The 13,274-nt window shown below is 73.3% G+C and carries 11 protein-coding genes; 1 reads left to right on the forward strand and 10 read right to left on the reverse strand.

Features of this window, described 5'->3' with window-relative positions; translation table 11 throughout:
• The first annotated feature begins 33 nt into the window (after nt 1-33).
• Entirely contained in the window at nt 34-918 is an 885-nt protein-coding gene (locus IE331_RS14595; RefSeq protein WP_192144190.1) for an A/G-specific adenine glycosylase, read from the forward strand.
• Nucleotides 919-1,084: 166 nt separating this feature from the next.
• On the opposite strand, the gene IE331_RS14600 is transcribed toward IE331_RS14595, so the two are convergent.
• The 10 genes from IE331_RS14600 to IE331_RS14645 form a co-directional block, all read right to left on the reverse strand.
• Nucleotides 1,085-3,658, reverse strand: coding sequence for an ATP-dependent Clp protease ATP-binding subunit (locus IE331_RS14600; RefSeq protein WP_192144191.1), 2,574 nt, complete (start codon nt 3,656-3,658; stop codon nt 1,085-1,087).
• 261 nt (nt 3,659-3,919) lie between these two features.
• The gene (locus tag IE331_RS14605) at nt 3,920-4,270 is read right to left on the reverse strand and encodes a histone-like nucleoid-structuring protein Lsr2 (RefSeq protein ID WP_192144192.1); all 351 of its coding nucleotides are present in this window, start codon (nt 4,268-4,270) and stop codon (nt 3,920-3,922) included.
• A 119-nt stretch (nt 4,271-4,389) separates the two neighbouring features.
• Complete coding sequence (locus IE331_RS14610) at nt 4,390-5,169, reverse strand: type III pantothenate kinase (protein WP_192144193.1); 780 nt, start codon at nt 5,167-5,169, stop codon at nt 4,390-4,392.
• A complete protein-coding gene (gene nadC, locus IE331_RS14615; RefSeq protein WP_201931831.1) occupies nt 5,166-6,038 on the reverse strand; it encodes a carboxylating nicotinate-nucleotide diphosphorylase in 873 nt (290 codons plus the stop codon). Before nadC ends, IE331_RS14610 begins: the two co-directional genes overlap by 4 nt.
• A 71-nt stretch (nt 6,039-6,109) precedes the next feature.
• Complete coding sequence (locus IE331_RS14620) at nt 6,110-7,819, reverse strand: L-aspartate oxidase (RefSeq protein WP_192144195.1); 1,710 nt, start codon at nt 7,817-7,819, stop codon at nt 6,110-6,112.
• A gap of 9 nt (nt 7,820-7,828) precedes the next feature.
• On the reverse strand, nt 7,829-8,248 hold the full coding sequence (panD, locus tag IE331_RS14625) for an aspartate 1-decarboxylase (protein WP_192144196.1): 420 nt from the start codon (nt 8,246-8,248) through the stop codon (nt 7,829-7,831).
• The gene (panC, locus tag IE331_RS14630; protein WP_192144197.1) at nt 8,248-9,123 is read right to left on the reverse strand and encodes a pantoate--beta-alanine ligase; all 876 of its coding nucleotides are present in this window, start codon (nt 9,121-9,123) and stop codon (nt 8,248-8,250) included. The genes panD and panC overlap by 1 nt, the downstream gene beginning before the upstream one ends.
• On the reverse strand, nt 9,120-10,019 hold the full coding sequence (locus IE331_RS14635; RefSeq protein ID WP_404821751.1) for a Rossmann-like and DUF2520 domain-containing protein: 900 nt from the start codon (nt 10,017-10,019) through the stop codon (nt 9,120-9,122). The genes panC and IE331_RS14635 overlap by 4 nt, the downstream gene beginning before the upstream one ends.
• 267 nt (nt 10,020-10,286) lie before the next feature.
• A complete protein-coding gene (locus IE331_RS14640) occupies nt 10,287-11,918 on the reverse strand; it encodes a class I SAM-dependent methyltransferase (RefSeq protein WP_192144199.1) in 1,632 nt (543 codons plus the stop codon).
• Between the two features lie 116 nt (nt 11,919-12,034).
• On the reverse strand, nt 12,035-13,243 hold the full coding sequence (locus tag IE331_RS14645) for a hypothetical protein (RefSeq protein WP_192144200.1): 1,209 nt from the start codon (nt 13,241-13,243) through the stop codon (nt 12,035-12,037).
• Nucleotides 13,244-13,274: the final 31 nt, after the last annotated feature.

A 13,274-nucleotide genomic window follows, 5' to 3' on the forward strand; every position in this document is an offset into this window, starting at 1 on the left:
CCGATTCCCTGCCCCGTCTAGCATGTGGGGGCCATGAGCGTCCTCCACGAACCGGCCCTCGCGTGGTACGCCGACCACGCCCGGGACCTGCCCTGGCGGCGACCGGAGTCGAGCGCCTGGTCGGTGCTGGTCTCGGAGCTGATGCTGCAGCAGACCCCGGTCGCGCGGGTGCTGCCGGTGCACGAGGCCTGGCTGGAGCGGTGGCCGGAGCCGGCCGCGCTGGCCGCCGAGCAGCCCGGCGCCGCGGTGCGGGCCTGGGGACGGCTGGGCTACCCCCGTCGGGCCCTGCGGCTGCACGCCGCGGCCGTGGCGATCCGGGACCGGCACGGTGGGCAGGTCCCCGACGACCACGCCGCGCTGCTGGCGCTGCCCGGCGTGGGTGAGTACACCGCCGCCGCGGTGGCCTCGTTCGCCTTCGGGCGCCGGCACGTGGTGCTGGACACCAACGTCCGCCGGGTGCTGGCGAGGCTGGTCTCCGGGGTGGAGCTGCCCGCCCCGTCGGTGACCCGGGCGGAGCGGGAGCTGGCCGGCGGGCTGCTCCCGGACGACCCGGGGACGGCCGCCACCTGGGCGGTGGCCGTCATGGAGCTCGGCGCCCTCGTCTGCACCGCCCGCTCACCCGGCTGCGCCCGCTGCCCGGTCGCCGACCGGTGCGCCTGGCGGGCGGCCGGCCACCCGGCATACGACGGGCCGCCGCGGCGCGCCCAGGCCTGGGCCGGCACCGACCGGCAGTGCCGGGGCCGGCTGATGGCCGTGGTCCGCGACAGCGAGGCCGCGGTGCCCGAGCACCGCCTGGAGGCGGTCTGGCCGGAGGCCACGCAGCGGGACCGGGCCCTGGCCGGCCTCCTCGCCGACGGCCTCCTGGTCCGCCTCCCCGCATCCGACTCCCCGCAGGGCCCCCTCTACGCCCTCCCCTGACCCCGACCCGTCGTCAGTGTCGGCCCGTACCCCGCCGACCCGTCGTTACTGTCGGGTTCACCGGCAGGTCGGTCCGACACAAGCGACGGGTCGGCGTGTTCAGGTCCGATACAAGCGACGGGTCGGCGCGCTCGGGCCCGACACAAGCGACGGGTCGGCGTCAGGGTCAGTCGTCGGTGCCGCCCGACTTGGTGACGTCGGTCGGACCCTCCTCGCCGTCGTCGGTGAGCGGCTCGGCGCCACCCACGTCAGCACCCTCGAGCGGGGGCACGTCGGGCAGCGTGCCCATCTTCTGCCCCTGGAAGGTGAACGTCGCTGCCGGGCCCTCGCCCTCGACGCCGACGAGCACGATCTGGCCGGGCCCGACCTCGCCGTAGAGCATCTTCTCGGCGAGCACGTCCTCGACCTCGCGCTGGACCGTCCGCCGCAGCGGCCGGGCCCCGAGCACCGGGTCGAACCCGCGCTGGGCCAGCAGGTCCTTGGCGGCCTGGGTCAGCTCCAGCGACATGTCACGGTCCTTGAGCCGGAGCTCGACGGCGGCGACCATGTTGTCGACCATCGCGACGATCTGCTCCTGGGTGAGCGGCGGGAAGACGATCATCTCGTCGACCCGGTTCAGGAACTCCGGCCGGAAGTGCTGCTTGAGCTCGTCGCCGACCTTGGCCTTCATCCGCTCGTAGGAGCCTGCGGTGTCCCCGGTCTGGTTGAAGCCGAGGTTCATCCCCTTGGCGATGTCCCGGGTGCCGAGGTTCGTGGTCATGATGATCACGGTGTTCTTGAAGTCGACCACCCGGCCCTGGGAGTCGGTCAGCCGACCCTCCTCCAGGATCTGCAGCAGCGAGTTGAAGATGTCCGGGTGCGCCTTCTCGACCTCGTCGAAGAGCACCACCGAGAACGGCTTGCGCCGCACCTTCTCGGTCAGCTGGCCGCCCTCCTCGTAGCCGACGTAGCCGGGCGGGGAGCCGAACAGCCGCGAGACCGTGTGCTTCTCGGAGAACTCGCTCATGTCGAGCTGGATCAGCGCGTCCTCGTCACCGAACAGGAACTCGGCGAGCGACTTGGACAGCCAGGTCTTCCCGACGCCCGAGGGGCCGGCGAAGATGAACGAGCCGCCGGGTCGCTTGGGGTCCTTGAGCCCGGCGCGGGTACGACGGATGGCGCGCGAGAGGGCCTTCACGGCCTCCTCCTGGCCGATCACGCGCTTGTGCAGCTCCTCCTCCATCTTGAGCAGCCGCGTGGACTCCTCCTCGGAGAGCTTCACGATCGGGATGCCGGTCGCGACGGCGAGCACCTCGGCGACGAGCTCCTCGTCGACCTCGGCCACGACGTCCATGTCGCCGGCCCGCCACTGCTTCTCGCGCTCGGACTTCTTGAGGATCAGCTGCTTCTCCTCGTCACGCAGGGACGCGGCGGCCTCGAAGTCCTGGCCGTCGATGGCGCCCTCCTTGCGCTGGCGCACCTCGGCGATCTTCTCGTCGAACTCACGCAGGTCCGGCGGCGCGGTCATCCGCCGGATCCGGAGCCGGGAGCCGGCCTCGTCGATCAGGTCGATGGCCTTGTCCGGCAGGAACCGGTCGGAGATGTAGCGGTCGGCCAGCGTGGCGGCCGAGACCAGGGCCTCGTCGGTGATCGTGACCCGGTGGTGCGCCTCGTAGCGGTCGCGCAGGCCCTTGAGCATCTCGATGGTGTGCGCGATCGACGGCTCGGAGACCTGGATCGGCTGGAAGCGGCGCTCGAGGGCGGCGTCCTTCTCGAGGTACTTGCGATACTCGTCGAGCGTGGTGGCGCCGATCGTCTGCAGCTCGCCCCGGGCCAGCATCGGCTTGAGGATCGAGGCGGCGTCGATCGCGCCCTCGGCGGCGCCGGCCCCGACCAGGGTGTGGATCTCGTCGATGAACAGCACGATGTCGCCGCGGGTGCGGATCTCCTTGAGCACCTTCTTGAGGCGCTCCTCGAAGTCGCCGCGGTAGCGGGAGCCGGCCACGAGGGCACCGAGGTCGAGGGTGTAGATGTGCTTGTCCTTCAGCGTCTCGGGCACGTTGCCCTTGACGATGTCCTGGGCCAGCCCCTCGACGATCGTGGTCTTGCCGACGCCCGGCTCACCGATGAGCACGGGGTTGTTCTTCGTCCGGCGGGAGAGGATCTGCATGACCCGCTCGATCTCCTGCTCGCGCCCGATGACCGGGTCGAGCTTGCCCTCGCGGGCCGCCTGGGTGAGGTTCCGGCCGAACTGGTCGAGCACCAGGGACGACGACGGCGCGTCACCCTGGGTCGGCGCGCCGGAGGTGGCGCTCTCCTTGCCCTGGAACCCGGACAGGAGCTGGATGACCTGCTGGCGCACCCGGTTGAGGTCGGCGCCGAGCTTCTGCAGCACCTGGGCGGCGACGCCCTCGCCCTCGCGGATCAGGCCGAGCAGGATGTGCTCGGTGCCGATGTAGGAGTGGCCGAGCTGCAGCGCCTCGCGCAGTGACAGCTCGAGCACCTTCTTGGCGCGCGGGGTGAAGGGGATGTGGCCGCTCGGCGCCTGCTGGCCCTGGCCGATGATCTCCTCGACCTGGGCACGCACGGCCTCGAGCGAGATGTCGAGGCTCTCGAGCGCCTTGGCGGCGACTCCCTCGCCTTCGTGGATGAGTCCGAGCAGGATGTGCTCGGTGCCGATGTAGTTGTGGGAGAGCATGCGGGCCTCTTCCTGGGCCAGCACGACCACCCGACGGGCTCGGTCTGTGAACCGCTCGAACATGTACGCCTCGCTCCTCGCATGTGGTCCGCTTCGCGCCGAGCTCCCGGGGGTGGAACGGCGGACGGACACGTTGATCTGTGGGACCAACGTCCGGCTCCACCCTACGTGTTCCCGCCCAGCGTCCGACAGCGATCGCTGTCAGCGAACACGGGGCGCAGCGGTGGTCCGGAAACCGGCCCCGAGCCGGCCCGAGACGGCCCAGAGACAACGCAGTCCGGCCCGGCCGGACCGGGTGCGTGGGGTGTCCGGGCGCGTGCGGCCTCAGTGCGCGGCGTCGTACGCCTGGCGCACCTCGGCGGAGACCCGGCCCCGCTCGGGGACCTCGAGCCCGTTCTCGCGCGCCCAGCCGCGGATCTCGGCGGCCGACGGACCTGACCCCGAGCCCGACGGCGACCCGGACCGGGCCGGCGCCGACGAGCGGCGGGAGGTACGACGACCGCTCACCCGGCGGGCGTGTCCGACGTACGCCGCGAGCGCCTCCCGCAGCTGCGAGGCGTGGGCGGCGTTCAGGTCGATCTCGTAGGTGGAGCCGTCCAGACCGAAGGTGACCGTCTCCTCGGCATCGCTGCCGTCGATGTCGTCGACCAGGACCACGTGCACGCGCTGAGCCATGAATCGAATTCCTCACGCCGGAAAAAGAAAAAGGGATTACCCGAATCATGCCACGGAATTACCGCGTCCAGTGCGGAGGTGCTCTCGATAACCACCGCGTCGGCACTCGACCGGGATTATCAGGGGGAATTCCGGTGGAACACCAGCTCGAGGCCGCAGAGCGTCAGCCACGGGGCGTGGTCGGTGAAGCTCGTGCACTCCTCACGCACCAGCGGGGCCAGGTGGCCGGTCGAGACGACGTCGACCTCCTGCGCGGGCACCCCGAGCTCGGCGACCATCCGGGCCACGAGGCCGTCCACCTGGCTGGCGTAGCCGAACAGCATCCCCGACTGCAGCGCCTCGACGGTGTTCTTGGCGATCACCGTGCGCGGCCGGAGCAGCTCGACCTTCCGCAGCTGGGCTCCGCGCCGACCGAGCGCCTCCAGCGAGATCTCCAGGCCGGGCGCGATGGCCCCCCCGACGTACTGCCCCTCGGCGCTGACCACGTCGAAGGTGGTGGCGGTGCCGAAATCGACGACGATCGTCGGACCCGAATACTGGTGCGCCGCCGCGAGCGCATTGATGATCCGGTCGGCGCCGACCTCTCGGGGATTGTCCATGAGGACCGGTACGCCGGTGCGCACGCCCGGCTCGACGACCACCGCCGGCACCGCACCGAAATGCGTGGTGAGCATCTCCCGCCATTCGTGCAGGACCGCCGGCACCGTCGCGCACACCGAGATCCCGTCGAGCTCCGCGCCGTCCGGGGCGTCCCGGAGCAGCCCGCGCAGCAGCACCGCCCACTCGTCGGAGGTCCGCCGCTCGTCGGTGGCCACCCGCCAGTGCGAGCCGACCCGGCCGTCGTCGACCAGGCCGAGCACGGTGTGGCTGTTGCCGATGTCGGCGCACAGCAGGGTCATGGCCGCAGGTCCATCGCGATGTCGAGGACCGGCGCCGAGTGGGTGAGCGCACCGACGGCGATGAAGTCGACCCCGGTGGCCGCGACGGTCGCGGCGGTCTCCAGGGTGAGCCCGCCCGATGCCTCGAGCCGGGTCCGGCCCGCCGAGCGCCGGACAGCCTCGGCCATCTGCTCGGGGTCCATGTTGTCGAGCAGCACCTCGGGCGCGCCGACGGCGAGCAGCTCGTCGAGCTGCTCCAGCGTGGTCACCTCGACCTGCACCGGCACCTCGGGGTAGCGGGCCCGCACCCGCTCGTAGGCGGCGACCACCCCGCCCGAGGCGAGCACGTGGTTGTCCTTGATCAGCGCCATGTCGGAGAGGCTGGTGCGGTGGTTGACGCCGCCGCCGCACCGGACGGCGTACTTGTCGAGGAGCCGGAAGCCCGGCGTGGTCTTGCGGGTGTCCCGCACCCGTGCCGAGGTGCCGGCGAGGGCCGAGACCCAGGCGGCGGTGGCGGTGGCCACCCCGGAGGCGTGGCAGGCGTAGTTGAGCGCGGTCCGCTCGGCGGTCAGCAGCAGCGCCGTGCCGCCGGTCACCGAGAGCAGCACGTCACCGCGCCGGACCCGGGTGCCGTCCGGCACGGGCCGGGAGAGCTCGACGTCGGCACCGAGCACGTGGCGGAACACCAGCTCGGCGACGGCCAGGCCGGCGAGGGTACCGTCCGCCCGGGCCACGAAGTCCGCGGTCGCCGCGTCCGCGGCCGGGATGGTCGCCCAGCTGGTGACGTCGTCGCCGGGCAGGTCCTCGGCGAGGGCGGCCACGACGTCGGCGTGCGCCAGCACCGGGTCGAGGCCGGCATCGGTGAGCTCGGCGAGCAGGTCCGGGGGCATCTCCGACAGCGGGGCGGCCACGATCCGGTCGACCAGCCCGGTGGGTACGTCGTCCTGCCGCGGCTCGGCGTTCATCGTGCGGCTCCGGTAGGCTCGGCGAGGTCCGTGGCGGGCGCCGGCCGGAACTCGGTGCGCAGCACGCCGTCCACGAGGCGGCTGTCGATGTGACCGGCCCAGCGGGCGTCGTCACGCTCGGGGCAGTCCTCGCGCCAGTGCGACCCGCGGGTCTCGCGTCGCAGCAGGGCCGCCCGGGCCAGCGCCTCCGCGATCACGACCAGGTTCGTGGTCTCCCAGGCCAGCGTGCCCACCTCCCCGGTCTCGGCCGCCAGGGCCGGCAGGGCCGCGCACGCCTCCTCCAGGCCGTCCTCGGAGCGGAGGACGCCGACCAGGTCGGTCATGACCTCCTGCAGCCGCGGCCGGGCGTCGGCGGGCACGACGTGCGCCGCCCGGTCGTCGGGGACCGGGTCCTGCCAGGGGCGCAGCTCACCGGGCAGCACCTCGGCGATCCGGCGGGAGAACACCAGTCCCTCGAGGAGCGAGTTGGAGGCGAGCCGGTTGGCGCCGTGCACCCCGGAGCAGGCCGCCTCGCCGGTGGCGTAGAGGCCGGGGAGGTCCGAGCGGCCCCAGAGGTCCGTGGCGACGCCGCCGGAGGCGTAGTGCTGGGCCGGCGCGACCGGGATCAGCTCGTGCACCGGGTCCACGCCGTGCTCCCGGGTGGTGGCGAGGATGGTCGGGAACCGGCGCTCCCAGAAGTCGGCGCCCAGGTGCCGCGCGTCCAGCCACATGTGCGGTCGCCCGGCCTCGTGCATGCGCCGGGTGATCGCCTTGGCGACGACGTCCCGGGGCGCCAGGTCGGCGAGCTCGTGCTGGCCCAGCATGAAGCGGTGCCCGTCGTCGTCGACGAGGAAGGCGCCCTCGCCGCGGACCGCCTCGGAGATCAGCGGCTGCTGGCCCTGGGAGTCGGGGCCGAGGTACATCACCGTCGGGTGGAACTGGACGAACTCCAGGTCGCGCAGCGTGGCCCCGCCGCGCAGCGCGAGCGCCATCCCGTCACCGGTGGAGACGGCCGGGTTCGTCGACTGGGAGAACACCTGCCCGAGCCCGCCGGAGGCGAGCACCACGGCCCGGCAGTGCACCGCGCCGACACCGTCCCGCTCTCCCTCGCCGATGACGTGCAGGGTGACCCCGGCCACGCCCCCGTCCGGCGCGTGGAGCAGGTCGATGGCCAGCGCGTGCGCGATGACCTCGATGCCGGGCTTGGCCTCGACGGCGGCGATCAGCGCGCGCTGGATCTCGGCCCCGGTGGCGTCGCCCCCGGCGTGCGCGATCCGGTCCCGGTGATGGCCGCCCTCCCGGGTCAGGGAGAGCTCGCCGGCCGGGGTCTGGTCGAAGCGGGTGCCGAGCGCGATCAGCTCGCGGACCGCCTCCGGACCCTCGGTGACCAGCGCCCGGACCGCCGCCAGGTCGCAGACCCCGGCCCCGGCCACCAGCGTGTCCGTCTCGTGCTCGGCGGGGGTGTCGCCCGGTCCGAGGGCCGCGGCGATCCCGCCCTGCGCCCACTGGGTGGAGCCGGCCGAGAGGACGTCCTTGGTGACCACCAGGATCCGGCCGCCGGACCCCTCCAGCTCGGCGTGCAGCCGCAGCGCCGCCGTCAGGCCGGCGATGCCGGAGCCGACGACCACCACGTCCGAACGCGTCGTCCATCCCGGTGCCGGCGCCAGCAGGCGACCGGGGGCGGCGGCGGCCGCGGCCCGCTCGGCGGGCACCTGTGCCGGGTCCATCCGCGCAGGCTACCGGGTGCTCGTCGTGTCCCCGCGGACCAGCCCGGGCCCCGAGAACGTCTCCGCGGGGTCGAAGCCGGTGGCCAGCACCCGGTTGTCGGCGTCCACAAACACGACGTGCGGCTGGAGCTCCTTCGCCTCGGCGGTCTCCATCTGGGCGTACCCGATCAGGATCACGACGTCGCCGGGGTGCACCAGCCGGGCGGCCGCACCGTTGATGCCGATCACCCCGGAGCCCCGCTCGCCGGCGATCGTGTAGGTCTCCAGGCGGGCGCCGTTGGTGACGTCGACGATGTGCACCAGCTCGCCGGCGAGCAGGTCGGCGGCGTCGAGCAGGTCCTCGTCGACGGTCACCGACCCGACGTAGTGCAGGTCCGCCTGCGTGACCGTGGCCCGGTGGATCTTGCTCTTCATCATCGTGCGCAGCATCAGCTGTCTCCTTCGTAGGGCGATCCGAGGACGAGTGGCAGGTTGTCGATGAGCCGGGTGCCCCCGACGCGGGCCGCGATCAGCGCCCGGGCCGGTCCCTGTGCCGGCGCCGGACCGAGGTCCGGCGCGGTGATCTCGAGGTAGTCGAGGTCGACGCCGTGCGCCTGCCGGAGCTCGGCGCGGGCGGAGCCGAGCGCGGCGTCGAGACCGTACGGCGCGGCGTGGGCGGCCGCCCGCAGGATCCGCGCCAGGGCGCCCGCGCTGCGCCGAGCCTCCTCGTCGAGGTACCGGTTGCGGGAGCTCAGCGCCAGGCCGGTGTCGTCGCGCCGAGTCTCGGCCCCGACCACCTCCACCGGGTGGCCGAGGTCGGTCACCATCCGGCGCACCAGCGTGAGCTGTTGGTAGTCCTTCTCCCCGAACACCGCGAGGTCCGGCCCGACCAGGCCGAAGAGCTTGGCGACGACGGTGAGGACCCCACGGAAGTGCCCGGGGCGGGTCCGTCCCTCGAGGACGTCGGCCAGCGGTCCGGGGTCGACGGTGACCTGCGGCTCCCCACCGGGGTAGACGTCCTCGACCGACGGCGCGAAGACCACGTCGACGCCTTCTGCCGCGCACACCTCGAGGTCGGTCTCCAGGGTGCGCGGGTAGCGGTCCAGGTCCTCGCCCGGCCCGAACTGCAGGGGGTTGACGAACACCGAGACCACCACCGGCCCCTCGCCGACCCGCTGCCGGGCGACCCGGGCCAGGGCGGCGTGCCCCTCGTGCAGTGCGCCCATGGTCGGGACCAGGCCGATCCTGGACCCGTCCCGACGGGCGGGGGTGAGCAGCCCGGCCAGCTCGGCGCGCGTGTGCGCTACGGCGGGGGTCCGGCTCACCGGCGCGGCCGTGGGCTGGTGGTCTCGACCGGCGCCGGGAGCTCGGGCGCGGCGGCCGCGTCCAGCAGGCCGGCGATCCTCCGGGCGCGGATCGGGAGCAGACGACCGTCGTCGACGGCACGGCCCAGCGTGGCGCGCGCCATCGCGACGTACGACCCGAGCGCCTGCGGTGTGGCCTCGGCGAGATCCGCGAGGTGCGCGGCGACGGTGTTGACGTCTCCCCGGACGATCGGTCCGGTGAGGGCGGCGTCGCCGTAGTCCAGCGCGTTGTCCAGGGCCGCCTGGAGCAGGGGCCGCAGGGTGTCGGCGGGGCTGTCACCGCCAGCCGCGGCGAGCATCTCCAGGGCCTCGGTCACCAGCGTGACGAGGTGGTTGGCGCCGTGCGCCAGACCCGCGTGGTAGAGCGTGCGGCGCTCCTCGGGGACCCACATCGGGCGGCCGCCCAGGTCGGCCACGAGCGACTCGACGAGGGGCCGCTCGGACTCGTCCGCGGTCACGCCGAACACGCAGCCGGGCAGCCGGGGCAGGTCGCGGTCGGTGCCGGTGAACGTCATGGCCGGGTGCATCGCGACCGGCCGCGCGCCCACGGCCACGGCCGGTGCCAGGATCTCGAGGCCGTGTCGGCCGGAAGTGTGGACGACGTACTGCCCGCGGCGGATCGCGCCGCTGGCCGCGAGCATCCCCACGACGTTGCCGAGCATGTCGTCGGGAACGGTCAGCAGGAGGACGTCGCAGGCGCGGGCCACGGCGCTGGGCTTGGCCACCCGGACGCCCGGGAGCAGCGTCTCGATCCGGGTCAGGGAGGCGGCCGACTCGCCTGCGGCGGCGGCGATGTCGTGGCCGGCGGTCCGCAGGGCCGAGGCGAGGACCGCGCCGACGCGACCGGCGCCGACCACCCCGACGGACAGGCCTGCGGGGAGATCTACGGGCTGATCAACGGGCTGGGCGTCCGCGGGCCCGTCGGGGCCGTCGGGGCCGTGGGCCGGTGCTGACCCCGGGTTCGGGTGTGCCAAGAGGACCAGATCCTTTCGTTCCAGTCCCGCCGACCACTCCCGGCCGCAGGGCGGACGGGAGCCGGTGTGGGTACCAGACGGTGTGTCAGATCACCGCGAGCCTACGCCCGGGCCCTCCGAGGCCGGAACCGCGCAGGCCCGTGGCCTACCTCACAGGCGTCGGCCGACGATCCGGCACAGGACCGGGTCCTCCCCCTTGTACGGCGACAGGCCGGCCCCCTCCTCGAAGTGCAGGATCTCGAAGCCGCGGGCCTCCCGCAGGTCCGTGGCCAGGGCCCCGGCGCTCTGGAACCGTCGGTAGTGCTTCTCGTGCACCTTGTCCGTCTTGGCGTCGGCGTCGGTGCGGAACTCCGCCGCGAACAGGTCCCCCGGTCGGGCGTGGGCACTGATCGCGGAGAGCAACCCGTCCTGGACGCTCTCCGGGATCGCGTGCAGGAAGAAGCGCAGGTAGAACAGCACCGGCCCGTCGGCACGCTCCTCGACCTCGTCGAGCGCACGCCCCAGGTCGTCCACGTCCGCCACATCGGCGACGTCGAAGCTCACCAGCTCGGCGAGGTCCAGAGACGCGGCCCGCTCCCGAGCATGGTCGATGCCGACGACCGACTGGTCGAGGCCGAGCACGGTCCGTCCGGAGCGCCCGAAGGCGCAGGCGTCCCGGCCGTCGCCGCAGCCGATGTCGATGACCGTGTCGGGGACGCCGGACATCGCGTCGACGAACTCGAAGAACGTCGAGCCCGAGGTGGATCGCGTGCGGCTGTAGAAGTCCGACCAGTAGATCCGGGTGCGCTGCTCCTGGCTCAGGCCGGCCTCCGGGACCGAGTCCAGACGCTCGATGTTCCAGTTGAACCCCGGCTTCGGACGGCGCCAGTCGTCGCCGTACAGCATCGCCACGACGCGTCCGGGGTCTGCCGGGATCCGGGTCCGTCCGCCGGCGAACTCGATCTCGCGGGTGCCGGCCCACTCGCCGGTCGTCAGCGTGTGCGTGCTGGCGACGCCGAAGGGGAACCTCAGCCGGTCGTCGAGGTCGAAGTACGTGTGGAAGACGTCGATCCGGTGCTGTGGCTCCTCCGGGTCGCTCACGTGCAGCACGAGGGGATGCGCGTCGACCTCCAGCCCGTGCCGGATCAGGGTCATCGCCACCTCTTCCAGCTCCAGGGCGACCTCGGGCGCGGTCCGGTGCCGGGACACGTACGCCGTGTCGTAGTCGGCGTCGTGACCGATGAAGCCGCCCTCGCGGACGGCTCCGAGCAAGGTGCCGTAGACGATGAAGAGGTCGAGCCCGTGCTCGTCGGCCAGGATCCGGGCAGCCCGTGCGTGCAGCCCGAGCACGGTCCGCTGCCACTCGACGTCGAGTCGCTTGGAGAGCGCGATCTCCCCGAACTGGGTCAGCACGTAGCCCTCCTCGAGCTTCTCGCGCAGTCGCTCCAGCCCGTGCTGCCCCCTGCCCGGCGGCGTGAGGAACATGCCGTGGCCACTGATCGGCAGGGGCTGACCCTCGACCCGGACCGTGATCCGGGTCCCGCGGTCGACGTACTGCCAGATGTCGCGGACCCGGAACGAGAAGGTCCGGATCTGGTCGTCCGAGCGGCGCCGGTCGCCGCGCGGAGCGTTCGCCGGGCGAAGCCTCCGGCGGCGGGTCCCTGGAGCCGAGAGCGCACCGCCCACGGTGGCGAAGGTCGACGCCAGCACCAGGGATCCGAGGTGCAGGCTGACCCGGGTCGGCGGCAGGTCGGCCGGGACCGACACCCAGCCGACGACGAGCCGGTCCGAGAACTCCTCCACCACACCCACCGGACCTCGGGAGACGTCAAGGACGTCCCCGGACTGCGGGCGTGCGCTGCGGCCGCGTCGGACGACACGGTGTCGGAGACCCTCCTGGACCCGGACCAGGAGGGCCTTCACGACGTGGTTCCGGCCCGCTTGAGGCGCCGGGCCAGCCGATCGACCAGCCCCGGCGGGGGATCCGGGGTCGGCGGCGCCTCCCGGCGCGGTTCACCGGCGGTGGAGCGGTCGAGCTGGGGGCGCCGGGCCGCGGTCGCCGCGGCCACGACGGCCGAGGCCGCCGTCTCCACGCTCACCGCGGGCAGCTCGGCGGGGTCGCCGACGGGGACGTCGTCGGGGACCAGCAGGGAGGAGACCTCGCCCACGATCCGGCATCCCGACCTCTCGAGGTCGGCCACCCGTCGGTCGCTGATCGCACGGACCTGCTCGGCCGCCCACGACGGGAGCGGCGGCGTCCGAGGACCGGCCGGCGGCGCCACCCGGGCGTTCATGTCGGCGATCAGCCCGCCCTTGACGAGCACCCGACGCTGCTTCACGCCGACCTTCAGCGTCGCCAACTCACGGTTGACCGCCCGGAGCAGCTCGGTCTCCGGCCAGGAGAGGCTGCGGTTGGACCGGTCGGCGTGGTTCTCCAGGGTGCCGGTGGGCAGGCCGAGCAGTCCCTCGAAGGTGCGGTGCAGCATCATCCGGTCCGACTCGTCGGCGACGATCAGCGTGAACCGCTCCGGCCCGACCACGTCGACCCAGCGGCGTACCAGCTGGGCGGTGTCGTGGGCGTGCCAGACGTTGTGGCGGTCCCAGTCCCACTCCTCGCTCTCCCGGTCGAGGACCACGCGCAGCCACTCGGCGTAGGACCGGCGCTCACCCGCCTTGACCCGCTCCTGCCACTGCGAGGGCAGGTAGCGGTCCAGTCGTCGCGCCACCGCCACCACGTGGACGGCGTCGCCGCCGAGGTCGTCGACCACGCGCCGGATCTCCTGGGGGCGGGCGCGCCCGAAGTCCTCGTTGCTGATGCAGACCCGGCTTCCCCCGGCGGCCTCGACCTCGGCCACGAGGTCGTGCCAGTGGCTGATGTCGGGCGCCTCGGTGCCGGCAGGCCGACCGGCGATGCCCAGCGCCCAGCCCGCCTTCTTCGGTCGCTGCGCGGTCGGTCGGGAGGACGACGGGTCCGGCTCCTCGAAGCCGACGTACGCCGCCCCGTGGCCGGCCAGCGCGGCCCGCGCCTCGATCATCGAGACCTGGACGGCCGTGCTGCCGGTCTTGTGCGGCCCGATGTGCACCAGGCGGGCACCGTCGGGCAGGAGGAGGCTGTCGCTGGGGCTCACGGAGGGTGTCTCTCGTCGCGGGGGCCGAGGT

The sequence above is a fragment of the Nocardioides donggukensis genome (genome assembly GCF_014842875.1).
Classification (GTDB): Bacteria; Actinomycetota; Actinomycetes; order Propionibacteriales; family Nocardioidaceae; genus Nocardioides; species Nocardioides donggukensis.